The sequence below is a fragment of the Bradyrhizobium sp. FW305-F6 genome (genome assembly GCF_058782905.1).
The window spans coordinates 1,895,355-1,913,778 of the sequence record NZ_JBYSYD010000001.1 but is presented as its reverse complement, the minus strand read 5'-3'; the positions used below and the strand labels follow the sequence as shown (position 1 = coordinate 1,913,778).

Here is an 18,424-nt window from a genome sequence, read left to right as displayed (position 1 = left end):
CTCTCCCCAACCCTCTCCCGCAAGCGGGAGAGGGAGCGCACCTTCCCCGTTGCAGCGATAAAGCCTCATGTCATGGTGCTTTCATTCGAGGCCAGCGACGCCTTGGCGACCTCGGCCATCCAGCCGGACGCCACCGGCAGAATCGCGTCGTTGAAATCGTAGCGCGGGCCGTGCAGCTCGGCGCCGTCGCGCAATTCGCCGTTGCCGATCCAGACGAAGGCGCCCGGCCGCTGCTGCAGATAGTGCGCAAAATCCTCGCCGGCCATGCTCGGCGCGAGGTCGCGCCGCACCTCTGCCTGCACCTTCTCCGCAGCGATGCGCGCGAGCTCCGCTTCTTCGGGCGTGTTGACCACCACACCGACGCCCCAGACGATTTCCGGCGTGACCTTGACGCCGAAGCTGGTCGCGATCCCGGCGCAGCTGCGCGCGATGCCATCGAGGATGACGTCCTTGATCTCTTCGCGATGATAACGCAGCGTGCCGCCGATGGTGACGCGTCCCGCAATCTGGTTCGGCGCGGTGCCGCCCTCGATCGTACAGAGCGACAGTACGGCGGTGTCGAGCGGATCGACGCTACGCGAGACGATCGATTGCAGCGCCACGATCAAATGTCCCGCCGCGACGACCGGATCGCGCGTCAGATGCGGCATGCCGGCGTGCCCGGCATGGCCTTCGATAGTGATGGTGATGCGCCCGCCCGAGGCCATGACGACGCCGTCGTGCACCGCGACGGTGCCGGCGGCAAGGCCCGGCCAGTTGTGAAAGCCGAAGATCCGCTCCATCGGAAAGCGGTCGAACAGCCCGGCCGCGACCATCGCGCGCGAGCCGCCGAAGCCTTCCTCGGCCGGCTGGAAGATGAGATCGACGGTGCCGCTCCAGCTGGTGTCGGCTGCGAGCAGCGCGGCGGCACCGAGCAGCGCGGCGGTGTGGCCGTCATGGCCGCAGGCATGCATCACGCCCGGTGTCCTGGACGCGTAGGGCAGGCCGGTATCCTCCGTGATCGGCAGCGCATCCATGTCGGCGCGCAGCCCGACGCGGCGGCGTGCATGACCGCGCTTCAAGGTCGCGACGATACCGTGCCCGCCGATGCCAGCCTCGAAGGGAATGCCGAGCTCGGTGAGCTTGTCCTGCACGAAGGCGGCGGTGGCTTTTTCCTGAAGCGACAGTTCCGGATGGGCATGAAGATGCCTGCGCCATTCGGTCAGTTTCTGGTGCAGTTCGGGGGGCAAGATAGGGTCTTTCGCGAGATGGGTTGCCGGCACAATAGCGGATTATCCGCGTCATGCATCAAGCGCCTTGGTATGCCCCGCGCGCAGCAATGTCGTTCGCGCCTCAGCCGCTCACTGTGCTCCGGAGAAGGTGCGCTCCCTCCCCCGCTTGCGGGGGAGGGTTGGGGAGAGGGTGCTTCCGCGTTGGGATCCCCCTAGAGGAGAGAACCCTCACCCGGCGCGCGGGACGATGCTTCGCATCGCCCGGACGCGCCGACCTCTCCCGCAAGCGGGAGAGGTGAGGGACCACTCCTACCCCGCCAGCTTTGCCAGCCCCGTCCAGTCGAAACCGATCCCATGGCCATGCCTGTCCGGCGCCAGCGCAAGCCCGTCCTGCAGCACCAGTGGATGCTCGATATACTTGTCGAGCCCAAAACCATGCGCCTCCAGATACGACCGGTTCGGGCAGGCTGCGAGCAGATGCACGGTGATGTCGTGCGCACCGTGGCTGGTGACGGGCAGGTTGAACGCCTCCGCCAGCCGCGCGATCTTCATGAACGCGCTGACGCCGCCGCAATTGGTCACGTCGGGCTCGGGATAGGACACCGCGCCGGATGCGATGTAGTTCTTGAACTCCCACAGCGAGCGCAGATTCTCGCCCGCCGCGATCGGCACGCCGCCCGCCTGCAGGATGCGCGCGTGGCCGGCGACGTCGTCGGGGATGATCGGCTCTTCGAGCCAGGTCAGATCGTAAGGCACGAGGGCGCGCGCGGCGCGGATCGCCTCCTCGACCGTCCATTTCATGTTGGCGTCCGCCATCAGCGGAAAGCCTTCGCCGAGATGCTGTCGCATCGCCGCGACCTTCGCGACGTCCGTTTTCAGGTCGGGCCGGCCGACCTTCATCTTGATGGCGCGGAATCCCTTGGCGAGATTGCCGTCGGTCTGCTTGAGCAGCGCGTCGACCGAGAGATCGAGGTCGATGCCGCCGGCATAGCACGGCACCCGCGCATCGAAGCCGCCGAGCAATCGGTACAGCGGCAGCTTGGCGCGCCGCGCCTTCAGGTCCCACAAGGCGATGTCGACCGCCGATAGCGCCAGCACCGCCGGTCCGCCGCGCCCGCCATAATGCAGCGCCCACCAGACGTGATGCCAGATCGCTTCGGTATCCTCGGCTTCGCGTCCCTCGATCAGCGGCGGGATCTCGCGCTTGAGAATGTCGGCCACCGCCCCGCCGTTGCGCCCGACCGTATAGGTATAGCCGACGCCCTCGGCGCCCTCGGCATCGCGGATCCGGCAGGTGATCAGCTCGAACGCGGTGATCTCGCCATGCGTGGAGTCCGAGAGCGTGACGGGAAGGGGGATCCGGTAGAATCCGGTCTCGATTGTCGCAATGCGTGCCATGGTGCCTCCCTGTCTCTTCTTCTTTCTTCTTCGTAGGGTGGGTTAGCCGAGCAGATGCGCAAAGCGCATGTGCTCGGCGTAACCCACCTCTATAATCTCCGCGGCGCAGACGCGGTGGGTTACGCCGCGCGAACTGCGCCTTGCGCAGTCGTGGGGCTAACCCACCCTTCGACCCAACTCACCGCATCGTCGCCAGCTGCACCGCCAGCGCGCAGGCTCGGTCGTATTCGTCGAGATTGATCCATTCGTCGACCGTGTGTGCCTCGTTCTGCCCGGCGCCGAAGGTCACGGTCGGAATGCCGTGGCGGACCATCCAGTTGGCATCGAGGCCGCCATTGGCGGTGCGGACGTTCGGCGTGCCGCCGACCGCGGACACCGCCTCGACCGCGCGCTTGATGACGGGCTGGCTGTCCTTCATGCGGAACGGATAATAGTCGGTCTCAGCCTTAAACTTCACCTTGCCGGACTTGCCTTGCGCGTTCGTCACCTTCTTGGCCGCCTTCTCGAACGCGGACTTGTAGGCCCTGGTGATCTCCTTGAAGAATTTGCCGTCATGGCTGCGGCTCTCGCCGCGCACATGGACGTAGTCGGTGACGACGTTGGTGGCATCGCCCGCCGGGCGGCCCTCGCCGCCGGTGACCGGGCCGACATTGCTGGTGCCCATCTTCACGTTGGCGCCCTTGCCCTTCACCACCTTGCCGAACCAACCGCCGGCCTTCACGTCGGCCAGAGCCAGCGCCATGATCATGGTCGAGGAGATGCCGCGCTCCGGCGCGACGCCGGCATGCGAGGCGCGGCCGAAGATCTCGACGCTCCAGCGGTCCGCGCCGACGGCACCGATGACGACGTTCGAGGCGGCGCCGCCGTCATAGTTGAACGCCATCACGGGCGCGCCGAGTTCGTCCAGCTTGACGTAGCGCGCGCCGTAGAGCCCGCTCTCCTCGCGCACGCAGAACAATAGCGTGATCGGCGGATGATCGAGCTTCTGCTTGGCGAGCTCGGCCGCCAGCGTCACCAGCACGCCGCAGCCGCAGCGGTTGTCGCCGCCGAGCGCGGTCCTGGCTTCGTTGACGATCTTGCGCCCGGATTTCTTCGGCCTGGCGCCGGCGCAGAGCGGCACGGTGTCCATGTGGGTCATGAACATGATCCGCGGCTGGTTGTGCAGCGCGCCGCGGCCGGGCAGGTCGACGATGAGGTTGCCGGTCTCGGTCGGCACGGGAATGCGGGTGTTGGCGTCGTCGAGCCGGATCGCCTTGGCCGGCACGCCGGCCTCCTTCAGCGCGGCCGTCAGCTCACGCCCGATCGCCGCCTCCTGCCCGGTGACGCCTTCGACCGAGAGAAAGCGCATGAGACGGTCGGTGGCGGCTTTGGTGTCGACGGACATGAGTGATTCCTTTGGCGGGCGAGGTCGCGCCATCCTATGGGCTCGGCGCGGTGTAAGCCAAGAAGATCAGCACGCCGAGCGCCAGCATGGCAGCCATGAACAGCAGCACCGCCGGCAATCCCGCGAGCGCCGCCACCGCACCGGTGACCGACTGCATCAGCGCCGCGCCAAGGAAGAAGGCGAGGTTCACGGCCGCAAGCGCCTTGCCGGTGGCTTGCGCATCGACCAGCTGCCGCGACATCCCGAACAGCAAAGGCTGGGCGGAGGTCGCCAGCCCGATCAACACGAACAGCACGAGGTCGTATTGCGGCGGCATCACGGGCAGGCCGAAAAGCACCGAGACCGCATAATGCGGTGCGCCCAGGGCCATCAGCGCCAGCAGCACGGCGGCGGCCAGATGCGAGCCCGCCACCAGGCCGCGCCGGTGCCCGAGCCTGCGGTCGATCACGCCGATGCAGAGGGGGCCGACAATCATCGCCAGCGTGAACGCGCCGAGCTGGTTGCCGGCCTCGACCCGCGACAATCCCTTGACGTCCATCAGCCACGGCCCGCCCCACAGGCCGCGCAGCACCAGCGAGGTCGCCAGCGACACCAGCGCCAGCGCGATCAGGCCGCGCAACGGGCGAGAGAGGCCGAGCCTGAGCACCTCGATCATCTGCGCCAGCGGCGAGGATTCGTCCTTGTGCTCGGCCGGCTGGTTCGGCACCAGCGCGAACACCGCGAGCGCAACCGCGACGCCGCCGATCGCGGAGAGCCAGAACCCCGCGCGCCAGCCATAGGCGTCGACCACGAAGGCGAGCGGGCTCGCCGACAGCAGCATGCCGATATTGCCGATCGAGAGGATCGCGCCGGACCACAATCCGAACCGCGCCGCCGACAATTGCTTGGCTGCGAGCGTCATCGGGCACATCAGCATGCCCGAGGTGGCAACGCCGAGCAGCAGCTGCCCGACGGCAAAGCTCTCGGGTCCCGTCGCAAAGCCGGACGCCATCGCGCCGAACACGGTTCCCGCGAGCAGGGCGAGCGACACCGGCCGCACGCCGAACCGGTCCATCGCCGCCCCGACCGGGATCTGCGCCGCCGCAAAGGCAAAAGGATAGATCGAAGTGAGGCTCGCCAGTGCCTGCGGCTCGATGCGGAAATCCGCCGCCATCAGGTCGAGGCTGACGGCCGGAATCGTGCGCAGCAATGTGGAGAGCATGTGCCCGCAGGCGAGCGCGACGAGCGCGAAGATCAGCGCGCGGGTCGCGATGCCCGCGTCGTTGGCGGCGGTGGTCATGAGCGTCCCGTCCCGAGAAGGTTTCGGGTGGGGTTACAGGATTGAGGAGCGGGTGCCAATGGCCGGGCGGCGTGTCCCTGCAGGCGTGAACCGGTGCGATGTCACGGCCTTCCGGGCGGTAACAGTCCGCGAACGAGATAATATGCGCTGCACGCGCAAGGAACCGCCAGTGCCGCCCACGAAAGCGTCCACCAGATGCCCCCTTCACCGGCCAGGGCGGCGATCAGACCGCACAGCGTCACCAGCGCCAGAAGCGCCGGGATCGCCCAGACTGCCCGCCGTGTCCGGCCCGTGCTCATCGGGCGGCCTCCGCCGAAATTGTTCCCGGCGCTTCGCGGCGAACGCGGCCCGAGCGCCATTTGACAAGCCAGAGATACAGGCCGCTGATCAGGATGATAATGGTGACGATGTCGAGCATCGCCCAGATGATCTTCAGCGGCAGGCCGCCATAGTCGCCGAAATGCAGCGGCTGCGACACGAACAAGGCGGTCGCGTACCAGGGCATGTCGCGAACCGCGACGACTTCGCCGCTGGCGGCATCGATGATGGCCGGCTTGAGGATACGACTTGTCAGTGGCGTATCCCCGGTCAGGAACGCCGCGTAATGGGTGGGGGTGGAAAACGGGCTGCCGGGGAAGGCGAGTGTGGTGACGGTCATTCCCGGCTCGGCCGCACGGACATTGGCGAGCACCAGGTCGACCGGAGCCTTGCGGTCGCTTTGCGCCTGACCCCGGTTTTGCGCGGCCATCTCGAGCAGCTGGTTGGACTGCCACATCAGCTCGATCGGCCCCGCCAGCGTATTGATCACGCCTGTCAGCGTGACGACGCCGAACCAGGCCAGGGTGATGATGCCGAGCAGATTGTGCAGGTCGAGCCAGCGCAGCCGGTTGCTGTGTCGCTTGCGTATCTCGCCGAATCTGAGCCGGCGCGCGAACGGTCCGTACAGCACCATGCCCGAGACGATCGAAAGGGTCAGCAACAACCCCATGCCGCCCAGGAACAGCATGCCCTTGATGCCGGCAAACAAATCGGTGTGGAGCCGCAGCATGACATAGATGATGCCCTCGTTGGGCTGATCGACGCTGAGTGCCTTGCCGGTCCTGATGTCGAACACCTTGTAGAAGAAAGTGTCAGGCGCAGACGTCATGCTGGCGGCCGTCGGCACCTTCACAATCGGCTTGTCGCGATCGTAGAACAGGTACGGGACGACCTCGCCCGGCCGCTCCGCGAGCGCCTCGGCGATCATCTTGTCCACCGACGCGCGGACACCGGGTTCGGCAACCTCGTCGATCGCCGGATTCGGTCCCAGCTCCTCGTGAAAGATGAGGGGCAGCCCCGTGAGACACAGCAGCAGCGCAAAGATCGTGCAGATCAGGCTGCTCCACTTGTGGATCCAGGACCACCGCCGCAGCCGTCTCGTCGTCATGGCCGACGCAACATCATGCGATCACCACCTGTAGCGCAGGCCCGCCAGCACGAGGCGGCCGTTTCCGAACTGACAGTAGAAATTCGAGCTGCAGCTCGTGTAGTAGCTCTTGTCGAAGAGGTTGGTGACGTTGAGCGTGACCTCCGCGCCCTTCCAGGCCCGCACCAGGTTGGCGAGATCGTATCGCACGGCAGCGTCGACCACGACGTATCCCGGCGATACCAGGCTGTTGATGTCGTCGCCATAGCTCGGGCCGACCGAGCGGACGCCGCCGCCGACGGTCAGCCCGGCGAGGCCGCCGCTGAGAAAGCTGTAATTCGCCCACAGCGATTCGAAATGCGTCGGCACGGCTTGCGGGCGCTTGCCGATCGCGGTGAGATCGGTCGATTTCGTCACCTTGGTGTCGAGGAAGGTCGAGGCCGCGATGATCTCGATGTTCTCGGTCAGCTTGCCGCGCGCTTCCAGCTCGACACCGCGCGAGCGGATCTCGCCCTGCTGCACGCTGAAGCCCGGGACAGTGGACGGCGTCAGCGTGTTCTGCTGGCGCAGGTCGAACACGGCCGCCGTGAACAGCATGTCGGCGAAGGCCGGCTTGTACTTCAGGCCGCCTTCATACTGTTCGCCGGTCGTAGGCACGAAGGGCAGGCCGTTGCTGCCGACGCCGATGGTCGGCTCGAACGAGGTCGAATAGCTCACATAGGGGGCGAGGCCGTTGTCGAAGAGATAGAGCAGGCCGGCGCGATAGGTCTGCCTGTCGCTCTCCTGCGACTGCCTCGTCGCGGAGATGCGGTTGTCGTTGGTCTGCTCCGTCCAGTCGTGCCGCGTGCCGAGGGTCAGGCGGAAGCCGCCGAACTTCATCTGGTCCTGCACATAGATGCCCGTCTGCGTCAGCGACTGGTCGTTGTTGATGAACGGGAACAGCGTTCCCACCGGCTGATAATAGACGGGATTGACGACATCCAGCGAGGTCGCGCCGCCGAATTGGTAGATCCACGAGCTGCGCGAATTCTGCTGATCCCAGCCGGCGAGCACGGTGTGTTCGACCGCGGAGGTCCGGAAGTCGAAGCGCAGGCGGTTGTCGGCGGTGATGCCCTCGGCGCTCTCGATGGACCGGATCGCCGCGCGGGGAATCGTGCCGGCCGCCGTCAGCGCGCCTGCCATCTGCAGCGACTGGAAGTCGGTGTCGACCTTGGAATAGCGCAGCGCCGAGTGGAAGCTCACGACGTCGTTGAGGCGGCGGTCGAACACGTAGCCGACGCCGGCTTGCTCGCGGTCGAAGCGGTCGAAGCCGGGGTCGCCGATGTTCAGATTGCGGTTGAGATAGGGCTTGTACGCCGCGGGCGCGAGCGATTGCGGATAGAGCGAGTTGAAATAGCCGCCCTTCGGATCGCGCTGGTAGAAGCCGGATACGGTCAGCTGCGTGTCGGCGTCCGGCCGCCAGGTGATCGCCGGCGCCACGCCGAAGCGCTGCTCGTCCACGTCGTCATAGCGCGTGCCCGACATCCGGCCGATCGCGCTGATGCTGTAGAGCCATTGATGCGCGGCGTCGAGCGGGCCCTGGCTGGTGATCCCGCCCTGGACGCGGCCATGGCTGCCGCCTTCGATGCGCGCTTCGTTGTAGGGAATGTCGCTCGGCTGACGGCTGACCAGGTTGACGAGGCCGCCGGGGCTGATCTGCCCGTAGAGCACGGCGGATGGGCCCTTGATGACCTCGATGCGGTCGAGCAGGAACGCGTCGATCGACGTCACCGCGAAGGCCTGTCCGCGTGGCAGCTTCAATCCGTCGAGGAAGCTGACGAAGTTGGTCGAGGTGCCGAAGCCGCCGATGCCGCGCAGGAACACGCTGTCATAGCGCGTGGTCGCATCGCGTTCGGAGAGGACGCCTGTCGTGTATTGCAGGGCGTTGCCTACGGTTTGGGGGTTCTGCGTATCGATCTGCCCGCGCGTGACCGTGGTGACCGATTGCGGCGTCTCCAGCACCGGCGTGGAGGTCTTGGTTGCCGTCGACTGGCTGGTGGCAAGCACCTGGTCGCGTGTGTCCTGCCGGGGCGCCGAACCCGTCGCGGCTGGAAGAGTCGGCGCCGGTGTGCCGGAATGTCCCGCCCGGGCGTTGCGCCGCGCCGCCCTTTGCGGATGCTGCGATGTCGCCTGACGCGCCGTCCGGTGCGCTTGCGGCGCGTCCACCGTGACCGGCGGCAGCGTTGTGCCTTGCGCGAAGGCCGGCACGTCGAACGCCAGAAAAGCGGTAGAACCCAGCAAAAGTGCCGCGCCTCGCAGAGTCCGCTGCGATCTCCCGGTCATTCCCATTTCAAGTCCCCACCCGATATCTGCAAGAACGGCTTAAAACAAAACGGGACGGAACTGTCCAGTTATGCAGTTGGCGTTTTCGCTTATTTAGAACTATTAAAAGTCCAGAATGATTCCGGGAGCGCAGGGAAGGCATGAAGACGGCGGTGAAGACCGGCAAACGCGCCAAGGCGCGTGGCGGCGAGGGGCGTGGCGGGCGGCCGACCAGGGAAGAAGCGCAGGCGATCGAGGAGCGGATCCTGGCCGTTGCTGCAGCATTGTTCGCCCGGGACGGCTATGCCGCGACCTCGATGGAGCGCGTCATCGCGGAATGCGGGGCGGGCAAGGACACCATCTACCGGAGATATCCGTCGAAAGGCGCGATCTTCGCCGCGGTGCTCGAGCGAAGCCGCCGCCGGATCATGGAGCGATTGGCCGATCTTCAGGTGAGGCAGTCCGGCCACAACAGCCTGGCGCAGCTCAAGGAGCTGGCAAGCCTGCTGCTCGACCTCAATCTCGATCCGGAACTGGTGGCCTTCAAGCGCATCGCCGCGAGCGAAAGCCTCGTGACCGCCGGCAGTCAGGCCCAGCCCGAGCCCGACGCCATCATGTCGCTGCTGCGGACATCGGTCACGAAAGCTCAAGCCGATCGGCGCATCGTGCCGGGTGACGTCAACTTCCTGACCGACTTTCTGATCAACAGCATCATCGTCGGTCCGACGACGCTTGCGATGTTCGGCTACAAGCCGCTCGCCTCGGCAAAGGAGCGGAAGCTGTATTTCGAGAAGGCATGGAAGCTCTTTCTCGGCGGCGCTGCCGGATGACGGGACGGTTGAGGGCTGCCGTGTTGCCGGACCGGTCGCGGCGAGGCGATCGCAGGTGAGCAACCGCGGCGGGGAAACTCGCCCGCGGCCATTCGTCGAGACGCCCGACTTCGGCGAGCTTTCAGAATGAAGACTGAGTTTGCGGCGTCAAAAACGGTCGCAGCACCTGTGCCGCGCGATAGCTGCTGGTCAGCCTCATCCTGAGGAGCGCGCCCTTGCGCGCGTCTCGAAGGACGAGGCGCTTGCTCAGCCTTGCCGAACGGTTGATTGCGAGTGCTCTGCAGGTCGTGGCAGGCTCGCCTTTGGAGACGCTGTCGTGGCCACAGCAGGACGCGACTCGAGAGATGAGGTCATCTCCTTCAGCAACTGGTGCGCCTCGTCCAGCAGAGAGCCGATACGCTTTCGTTCCTGAACCGCATCCCGGGTGAATAACCCGTGCTTTCGTGCATTGCCGTTTCCCCGCGGCGCACCCGATCGCCGCGATCCGCCGTGCATGCGACATCGCTGCTTGCCCTTCCTCGCCGGTGCGCGGCAGGTCCCGCCATTGCGGGTCCTCGCGCCGCAGCGAAGGCTCGACTGCATCGCGCGCGTGTTGCGGACGTGATCGCCGGTCATCGGCCCGCCGCGTGTATCGCGTCCGGATTTGCGTCGGCGACGAGCATGCTTCCATTCTGCGTGACATTGCCGACGATCGCCCGTCCGCCGTCCTGCACCGACAAATTCTGCACCGTGATCGCGCGCTCGTCGCTGTTGCGGTGGCGATTGAGCGCTTCGACCTGGGCGGCGAAGGTGCGGGAGAGCCGGGTCAAGGCGCGGGCGATGCCCTCCTGCTGCGCGAGATCGTCGGTGCAGGCGAGCCGGCAGGCGCAGCGCATCGCGGCCATGTGCACCGACACCATCTGGGCCACCAGCAACGCCTCGATGGAATCCTTCGGAGCGATGCTCCTGATCGTCGAGATCATGAAGGCGAGATTGGCCTCATCGGGCTTCTGCCCGACCACGCTGGCCTTGACCAATTGCCGCAAAATGCCGTGCATCGCGTCGCGGTCGGCGGCGCCGAGCGCCTCGGCCAGCAGCAGCTCGCCGGCCTGTGGGTCGGGATGGCTGATCGCGATGCGCCGCTTGTAGAGCTTGACACGCGGCGGCGCTGCGGGGGCGCTGCGGTCGTTTACCGCGAGCGGCGACGTGATGGGACGCGAGAGAGCTGTCGTCATGGGCTGTGTCCTCTGAGAAGCGCGCTAGCCGCGCACGGCCGTTCGCCGCCGCGCGCGAATGCGGATTTCGAAATGTCGATGAAGGGTTTAGACGCAATCGCGTCGGCACGGCTGCGATCGGCAGGCCGTGATGCTCACGCGTGTTGCGATGATGCCAGTATGCCACTGTTTTGCCCGACGTGACAGAGTTTATTTCGTAAATCCGAAAATTTTCCGCAGCCCAACGCAAGCCCTTGTTCTGACAGGGCCCGTCTACTGTGCATGGGGTTGTTTTCGCACTTTTGTTTTGGAAGCGGCGCGCACGTGCCGCGCGGCGGAATGCCGGCGCGCAAACGCGATTGCGAAATCCGGCACGGCCGCTAATCATGATCGTCGAGGGCGCCGTGCCAACAAGCATGCACAAGCGGCGCCAAGAGGTCTGGGAGAGAACGAATGCAACGATCGGCTCGCGCGCTGGCAGTCATCGCCGGATTATTCGCCTTGGTGCTGGCGACAGAGGCCCTCGCGCAGAAATACCCGTCGCGGCCGGTCAAGGTCATGGTCGGCTTCAGCGCCGGCGGGCCGGTCGACGTCGTCGCCCGCATCATCGGCGATCGCCTCAGCAACAAGCTCGGCCAGCCCTTCGTGGTCGAGAACCGCGCCGGGGCCAATGGCATGATCGCCGCCGAAGGCGTCGCCCGCGCGGATGCGGACGGCTACACCATGCTCGCCTGCAACTCCTCCACGATCACGCTGAACAAGACGCTGTTCAAAGACATCCGCTACGACCCCGAGAAAGACTTTGCGCCGCTCACCACGGTGGTGTCGGCGCCGCTCGTCCTCGTCGTCAACCCGGAGAATCCCAAGACGGCGAACATCAAGACGGTGGCCGATCTCGTCGCCGCGGCCAAGGCCGCGCCGGGCGCGCTCGCCTATGGCTCCGGCGGCAACGGTAACCTCGCACATCTCGCCATGGAGCTGCTCAGCCAGAAGGCCGGCATCAAGATGATCCACGTGCCCTATCGCGGCGGCTCGGCCGCCGAGGTCGGCATCCTCGCGCAGGAGGTGCTGGCGGTGTTCGATCCGCTCTCCGCCGTGCCGCTGGTCAAGGCCGGCAAGCTGCGCGCGCTGGCGGTGTCGTCGGCCGAGCGGCTGCCGGCGCTGCCCGACGTGCCGACGGTGGCGGAGGCCGGCTATCCCGGCTTCGACATCTCGTTCTGGGTCGGCTTCTTCATGCCGAAAGCCACGCCGGCGCCGATCCTGGAGACGCTGCACCGGGAGATCGTCGCCGCCGCCAAGGATCCGACCGCCGAGGAGAAGCTCGGCTCGCAGGGCGTCGTGTCCGTGCTCAGCCCGGCCGACTACGCCGCGAAGATCGCCAAGGAGACCAGGGAGCTCGCCGAGGTCGTCGCGGCAGCGAACATCAAGGCGGAGTGAGGCGAGGCGCTAGCCGCCGATCAGCTGTTCCAGCCGATCAAGCAGCGGACGTTGCCCGGCATTGATCTTCTCTCGCGCTGCGTCGAGCCCGAACCATTCGGCGCGGTCGACTTCCGGAAAGGCCTGCCGCTTGCCGCTGCGCGGCGGCCATTCCATCTCGAAAGTGTTGCTGCGAATGCGGCGCATCTCGACGTCGAGCTCGGCCGCGAACGCGGTGACGAGCTTGCCGCCGCGCTGCCTGACTTCGCCGAGTGCGGTCAGCGGCACGGACAGCGCCAGTCCAAGCTCCTCGGCAAACTCCCGTCGCGCTGCAATCTCCGCGTCTTCACCGTCGGCGTATTCGCCCTTCGGGATCGACCATGCGCCGAGATCCTTGTTGCGCCAGAACGGCCCGCCGGGATGAACGAGGAGCACCTCGATTGCCCCGCGCGTCCGATAGGCGATGATCCCGGCGCTCCTCGATGGCATGGCAGGTCCCGTGCAACGGCGCTCTGGCTTTCTCTCCGGAAAAGTGGCGCCGCGCAAGCGGGCGGCTCCGATTACGAGCCGGGTGGCCGATCGCCCGATGCCAAGCGAACGGCGCGCGCCTTGGCGCTCTTGCCGGCCGCGCGTGCCGCGATCATGCTGCGTCCCTTGCGGTGGTCCGCGGCCTTGTTCCGCAGCTGGCTTGCAAACCGCTTGCGCGCGCGGTTCGTTGTCGCACGCGCGGCGATCTGCTCGGCCTTGCCAATGATGCGCGTGACCAACGGCGTCAGGTTGACCGGAACCCAGGCGACGTCCTTGGCCTTGGAGAGGCTGCCGACGCCCTCGCACGGCGCTTCGCGCGGCAGGTCGATCCGGATCGCGAGCGCTTCGGAACGTTCGATCCAGTCCTCGGCTTTGGTGCCGGTGATGATGCGCACATAGTCGCGCGTCTCGCGCGGCAGCCCACTCTCTCGGGCCAGCCATTTTTGGACGCGGCCGGGGCCGGCGTTGTAGGCGGCGGCGGCGAGGCCGAGATTGCCGAAATCGTCACGCAGCTTGCGCAGGAACTTCGCCGACGCCGGCAGCGCCTTCATCGGGTCGAAGGGATCGTCGAGCCCGACCTCGGCCGCCGTCCCCGGCATGAATTGCGCGACGCCCTGCGCGCCGGCATGGCTGACCTCGTCGGACTTGAAGCGGCTCTCCTGCCAGATCAGGCGTGCGAAGAACGGCACCGGAATGCCGCTGGCCTCGGCGGCTCCGCGAAGCGCGTGGCAGAACTCGTGGGTCGGTGAAACCGGCCCCTCGACGACGGGCTCGTTCGCGCGCGGCGGCTCGATGGTTCCCTCATGCGCTGCGCGTGCGTTGGCAACGTCGATGGCCTGTACGCTGGCCAGGAAGATCTCGACCGCGGGAACAAGTGGCGAGGCATGATTGTTCTCGAGAACGGCGGTGTCGATCGTTGGTGTTTGCCGCGACGCCGACAGATCGAGGTCGCACATCAGAAGCATGAACGCGGCGCAAGCCGCGACGACAAATCGCATTAGCTGGGGCAACCTCGAACTGTGGGATGAACAGCCAGCGATGCGCCGGCGATAGGAAGTGATTAACCTTCCGATTGCGGCAAAGCTGCGGTCTCGCCGGTTCCTTCGGTGTTACTACGGGGTTCCCGAAACGAAACTCTCCGCGGCTCCGCGGGCTATTGCGAATGGGATGCGATGACGATGCGATGGCTAGGTGCGGTGATGTCGCTGTGGCTCGTCGCGCCGGTGCTCGCGGGCAATCTCGATCCTGCTGCGGTGAATGATTCTGCGCGTCCTGCGAAGCCGTCGGCCACCGACAAGCTCCATCCAGCGGTGGTGAAGCTGCAGGTCCTGCTCGACCGCGCGCAATTTTCGCCGGGCGAGATCGACGGCTAGCTCGGCGACAATGCGCAGAAGGCGCTCGAGGCCTTCGCCAAGCAGAACGGCATGACAACTGGGACGCACGTGTGATTGGCGAGAACGTCAAGCGCGGCACGCGCGCCGTCTTTCTCGATCCGCCGACGGAGAGCTCCGCGAAGCAGCAGGTCAAGACGGCCTGCCGGCGCGCCTCCAACTAGCACTCGTCAGCCGGCAACGAAGGCGAGCAGGGTGCCGTTGGCCTTGGCCGGCGGTACGCAGATCGCGGCTCCGCTCCGCACCGCGGCCGAGCCCAGCGCCTTCTCCGTCGCCGCGAGATCGCCGCTGGCGAGCACCAGCGCAGCGCCGCCGCGCTCGGAGAGGCCTGCGAGCGGCACGCCGGGATAGCGCTTGCCGAGCTGGTCGAGCGTCAAATAGACGAAGTCGGCGCGGTCTCCGCCGGAGGGGACGGTCACGCCGCCGTCGGCCTCCGCCTTCGACTCGCGGTCGACCAGGCGGGCGAGATGCGCGGCCTCCTTGGCCGGCTCCGGTGTTGCGATCAGTGTTTGCCTGATCCGCTTCGCTGCATTGGCGTGCTGCATCAGTTCGGGAATCCAGACGGTCTCCCGCGTCTTGTGCTGGCAGGCGAAGATGCGCACGCCGCCCGGCGCTTCCGCCGTCGGCCACATGAAGGTGCGGAATTTCGCCGCCGCGACCGTGCCGTCGGGCAGCGTTACCGGACGTTCGAAATCGGTCGGGCCGATCGGCTCCAGGCCCCGTGCCCGGATCTCCTCGGCGCCGGCGGCGGAATCGATCGCGGTGAAGGCGATGCGTTCGATGCCTTCGCCGCGCTTGTCGAGAAAGGCGCGCGCGGGAGCATTGAGCTCGGTCGCATCGAGCACGCCGAGTAACTCCATGTAGTCAGGGTCGAACATGATGGTGTAATTGCCCGTGCCCATATGGACGCTGTGGGTGCCGCGCGGGGACACGGTGAAGCCGAGCTGCCGGTAATTCTCGGCCGCCTTGTCGAGGTCTTTCACCATGACCACGGCGTGGTCGATACCGATGATGTTCTGGAGGGCCACTGTTCTCTTCCCCGATTGCAGGCTGACTTTGCGCCGCGCAAGCGGCTTGCCGTCATGTCTACGCCGGATAGGCGGCCAAGTCATTTTCAAAGTCATTTTCAATTCGGCGGGAGATGCGCAGTTTCATTCCGCGCAATGCATCTCGCCCGACGCGGCTCAGCGCGCCTGGTCGATATAGGCTGCGAGGACGGCACGCTCCTCGCTCGTCATCTCGGTGATGTTGCCCGGCGGCATGGCGTTCGACCAGGCGGCCACCCGCCCGATCAGGCGAATGTTGCGATGGATGTGCTCGGGGGCATCGAGCAGGATGCCTTTCGGAGCGGTGACGATGCCCGCCCAGACCGGCTCGGCCGCGTGGCACATGCTGCAGCGGGAGATCACGATCTCCTCGACATTGGCGAGCGTCGGCTGGGCCGCCATGGCGCCGGTCCTGACCTCGCGCGGGCCGGCCGCGGAGAGGAAGAGGATCGCGGTCACGCCGGCCGCGGCGACGCCCCACACCCACCACGGCGATGGACGCCCCGCATGCCGCGCGTTGAAGAAGTGGCGGATCACGGGACCGAGCGCCAGGACGATCGCGACGATGATCCAGTTGAAGCGGGTGGCGTAGAGCAGGGGATAATGGTTGCTGATCATCAGCACGACCACGGGGAGTGTCAGATAGTTGTTGTGGACCGAGCGCTCCTTGCTGGCCTTGCCGAGCTTCGGATCGGGTGCCTGTCCTGCGATCAGGCTGGCGACGATCTTCTTCTGGTTCGGGATGATCAGCGTGAACACATTGGCCACCATGATGGTGCCGATGATCGCTCCGATCTGATTGAAGGCGCCGCGGCCGCTCAGCACATGGGTGAAGGCATAGGTGAGCGCGACCAGGAACAGATAGCCGCCGATGGCGAAGGGCAGCTCGCGCTGCGCGAGCCCGGTGCGGCAGGCCGCTTCATACAGCAGCCAGGCCAGAGCGAGGCTGCAGAAGCTGAAAAGCCCGGCCTGCGCCGGGGTGAGGTCGAGCACGGATCTGTCGACCAGGAACAGATCGGCCTCGAGATAGTACACCACCACCATCAAGGCGAAGCCGGACAGCCACGTGGTATAGGCCTCCCATTTGAACCAGGTCAGTTCGTTCGGCATCTGGCGTGGGGCCACCAGATATTTCATGATCCGGTAGAAGCCGCCGCCATGGACCTGCCAAGCCTCGCCCTGGACGCCGTCGGGCAGGTTGCGGCCCGGCCTGAGGCTGAGATCGAGGGCGATGAAATAGAAGGAACTGCCGATCCAGGCGATCGCGGCCACCACGTGCAGCCCGCGCAGCAGCAGGCTCGCCCATTCCGATATGACGGATCCCCACATGATCTCCCCATCAGGTGCGACATGGGTGCCGCAGCTTCGACGACAGCAAACGGCCGCCGCCCTCACAATGTGTCGCACCGATCAACTGCATTTTCCAGTATGCTGGGCCGGGGGCTGACGCCCATCGTGCGGGCATGAGCTGACGCGGGATTCGGCAGGCCTCTAAACTGATTCAGACCTTTTGCGGGTGATCGGCGTTGACGCGCGACACGTGCAAAGAGGAGGACGACGAATTGAGCAACAGGATGACGTTCGTGGCAATTGCGTTGGCGCTGCTCGTCGCAGCCGGCGCGCAAGCCGAGCCGGTGTTGCAGGGCAGGGACGCCTATGGCGACTGGCGGGCCGACAAGCCGGGCACGGTCAGGCTGATCCGACCGCAGGATCTGGTCAGGCCGGGCGCTACGCGGTCGGTTGCGAGCTCGTCGCGCGTGGTGCCGCGCCCGCCGGAGGCCGCGCTCCAGGTGCCGGCCGGATTCAAGATCGAACTGTTCGCGGACGGCCTGCGCGCGCCGCGCATCATACGCGTGGCGCCGAATGGCGATGTGTTCGTTGCGGAGACGCGGGCCGGCAACATCCGCGTGCTTCGTGCCGGGGAGGGCGGCAAGGTCGCGACCAACGAGGTGTTTGCCAGCGGACTGCGGCAACCCTTCGGCATCGCCTTCTTCCCGAACGGCGACAATCCGCAATGGGTCTATGTCGCCAACACCGACAGCGTCGTTCGCTTTCCCTACAAGGACGGCGATCTCAAGACGCGCGGCAAAGCGGAGACGATCGTGGCGAGCCTGCCGGATGGGGGCCATTCCACCCGCGACATCGTCTTCACCTCCGACGGCAAGCGCATGCTGGTCTCGGTCGGCTCGCTCAGCAATGTCGCGGAGGGCATGGGCACACCACCCGGCGGGATGGAGGCCTGGTCGAAGACACAGCCGCTCGGCGCAACATGGGCCAGCGAGCTCGAACGTGCCGCCGTGCTGGCCTTCAATCCCGACGGCAAGGAGAGGAAGATCTACGCCACCGGACTGCGCAACTGCGTCGGCCTCGCAATCCAGCCGCAAACCGGCCTGCCCTGGTGTTCGATCAACGAGCGCGACGGTCTCGGCGACGATCTCGTGCCCGATTACGTGACCAGCGTGAAGGAGGGCGGCTTCTACGGCTGGCCGTGGTTCTACATCGGCAACAACGAAGACCCGCGCCATGCCGGCGCGCGACCGGATCTCAAGGACAAGGTGACCGTCCCCGATGTGCTGATCCAGCCGCACTCGGCCTCGCTCGGCATGACATTTTATCAGGGCGCGCAGTTTCCGCCCGACTACCAGGGCGACGCCTTCGCCGCCGAGCACGGCTCCTGGAACAGGTCGAAGCGCACCGGCTACAAGGTGATCCGCATCAAGATGAAGGATGGCAAGCCGACCGGCGAGTACGAGGATTTCGTCACGGGGTTCGTCGTGAACGACACGGAGGTGTGGGGCCGGCCGGTGGGCGTGGCGGTGGCGAAGGATGGATCGCTGCTGGTGTCGGAGGACGGCAACGGCACGATCTGGCGGGTGACGCACTGATCTTACCCTCCCCTGGAGGGGGAGGGTCGGCGCGAAGCGCCGGGGTGGGGTGATCTCTCCACTCGGGCAGCGTTCGATGTGGAGAGACCGTCACTCCACCCCGCTGCGCATTTCGCTTAGCTGCATGCGCATCGACCCTCCCCCTCCAGGGCAGGGC

Annotated in this window: 16 protein-coding genes; 4 read left to right on the top strand and 12 right to left on the bottom strand. The window is 66.3% G+C overall.

Annotated features, from left to right (window positions below; genetic code table 11):
- Positions 1–65: 65 nt before the first annotated feature.
- The 6 genes from AC3WLX_RS09230 to AC3WLX_RS09205 all read right to left on the bottom strand — a co-directional run bounded on the left by AC3WLX_RS09230 (position 66) and on the right by AC3WLX_RS09205 (position 8,999).
- A complete protein-coding gene (locus AC3WLX_RS09230) occupies positions 66–1,229 on the bottom strand; it encodes an amidohydrolase (protein WP_492335593.1) in 1,164 nt (387 codons plus the stop codon).
- A gap of 291 nt (positions 1,230–1,520) precedes the next feature.
- Complete coding sequence (locus AC3WLX_RS09225; protein ID WP_492335592.1) at positions 1,521–2,609, bottom strand: mandelate racemase/muconate lactonizing enzyme family protein; 1,089 nt, start codon at positions 2,607–2,609, stop codon at positions 1,521–1,523.
- 178 nt (positions 2,610–2,787) lie between these two features.
- Positions 2,788–3,993 (bottom strand): M20/M25/M40 family metallo-hydrolase, encoded by a 1,206-nt coding sequence (locus AC3WLX_RS09220; RefSeq protein WP_492335591.1) that lies wholly within the window; start codon positions 3,991–3,993, stop codon positions 2,788–2,790.
- 34 nt (positions 3,994–4,027) lie between these two features.
- The gene (locus AC3WLX_RS09215; protein WP_492335590.1) at positions 4,028–5,272 is read right to left on the bottom strand and encodes an MFS transporter; all 1,245 of its coding nucleotides are present in this window, start codon (positions 5,270–5,272) and stop codon (positions 4,028–4,030) included.
- Positions 5,273–5,567: 295 nt separating this feature from the next.
- Positions 5,568–6,698 (bottom strand): PepSY-associated TM helix domain-containing protein, encoded by a 1,131-nt coding sequence (locus AC3WLX_RS09210; protein ID WP_492335589.1) that lies wholly within the window; start codon positions 6,696–6,698, stop codon positions 5,568–5,570.
- A gap of 21 nt (positions 6,699–6,719) precedes the next feature.
- Positions 6,720–8,999, bottom strand: a complete 2,280-nt coding sequence (locus AC3WLX_RS09205) for a TonB-dependent siderophore receptor (protein WP_492335588.1) — start codon at positions 8,997–8,999, stop codon at positions 6,720–6,722.
- 140 nt (positions 9,000–9,139) lie between these two features.
- Here AC3WLX_RS09205 and AC3WLX_RS09200 point away from each other — a divergent pair, with 140 nt between their 5' ends.
- Positions 9,140–9,808 (top strand): TetR/AcrR family transcriptional regulator, encoded by a 669-nt coding sequence (locus tag AC3WLX_RS09200; protein WP_492335587.1) that lies wholly within the window; start codon positions 9,140–9,142, stop codon positions 9,806–9,808.
- Between the two features lie 246 nt (positions 9,809–10,054).
- On the opposite strand, the gene AC3WLX_RS09195 is transcribed toward AC3WLX_RS09200, so the two are convergent.
- On the bottom strand, positions 10,055–10,390 hold the full coding sequence (locus AC3WLX_RS09195) for an HGGxSTG domain-containing protein (protein WP_492335942.1): 336 nt from the start codon (positions 10,388–10,390) through the stop codon (positions 10,055–10,057).
- 29 nt (positions 10,391–10,419) lie between these two features.
- The gene (locus tag AC3WLX_RS09190; protein ID WP_492335586.1) at positions 10,420–11,022 is read right to left on the bottom strand and encodes a hypothetical protein; all 603 of its coding nucleotides are present in this window, start codon (positions 11,020–11,022) and stop codon (positions 10,420–10,422) included.
- 432 nt (positions 11,023–11,454) lie between these two features.
- On the opposite strand from AC3WLX_RS09190, the gene AC3WLX_RS09185 reads away from it, so the two are divergent.
- Positions 11,455–12,438, top strand: a complete 984-nt coding sequence (locus AC3WLX_RS09185; RefSeq protein ID WP_492335585.1) for a Bug family tripartite tricarboxylate transporter substrate binding protein — start codon at positions 11,455–11,457, stop codon at positions 12,436–12,438.
- A 9-nt stretch (positions 12,439–12,447) separates the two neighbouring features.
- On the opposite strand, the gene AC3WLX_RS09180 is transcribed toward AC3WLX_RS09185, so the two are convergent.
- Positions 12,448–12,906 (bottom strand): NUDIX hydrolase, encoded by a 459-nt coding sequence (locus AC3WLX_RS09180; RefSeq protein WP_492335584.1) that lies wholly within the window; start codon positions 12,904–12,906, stop codon positions 12,448–12,450.
- A 71-nt stretch (positions 12,907–12,977) separates the two neighbouring features.
- Positions 12,978–13,943 (bottom strand): lytic transglycosylase domain-containing protein, encoded by a 966-nt coding sequence (locus tag AC3WLX_RS09175; RefSeq protein WP_492335583.1) that lies wholly within the window; start codon positions 13,941–13,943, stop codon positions 12,978–12,980.
- Positions 13,944–14,123: 180 nt separating this feature from the next.
- Between AC3WLX_RS09175 and AC3WLX_RS09170 the strand changes: the two genes are divergently transcribed.
- Positions 14,124–14,318, top strand: coding sequence for a hypothetical protein (locus AC3WLX_RS09170; protein WP_492335582.1), 195 nt, complete (start codon positions 14,124–14,126; stop codon positions 14,316–14,318).
- 188 nt (positions 14,319–14,506) lie between these two features.
- Here the strand turns inward: AC3WLX_RS09170 and AC3WLX_RS09165 are convergent, their stop codons facing one another.
- Entirely contained in the window at positions 14,507–15,364 is an 858-nt protein-coding gene (locus AC3WLX_RS09165) for a VOC family protein (RefSeq protein ID WP_492335581.1), read from the bottom strand.
- A 156-nt stretch (positions 15,365–15,520) separates the two neighbouring features.
- Positions 15,521–16,711: a urate hydroxylase PuuD gene (locus AC3WLX_RS09160; protein WP_291623389.1), complete on the bottom strand. Its 1,191-nt coding sequence runs from the start codon at positions 16,709–16,711 to the stop codon at positions 15,521–15,523.
- Positions 16,712–16,956: 245 nt separating this feature from the next.
- Between AC3WLX_RS09160 and AC3WLX_RS09155 the strand changes: the two genes are divergently transcribed.
- Positions 16,957–18,267 (top strand): PQQ-dependent sugar dehydrogenase, encoded by a 1,311-nt coding sequence (locus AC3WLX_RS09155; RefSeq protein ID WP_492335580.1) that lies wholly within the window; start codon positions 16,957–16,959, stop codon positions 18,265–18,267.
- Positions 18,268–18,424: the final 157 nt, after the last annotated feature.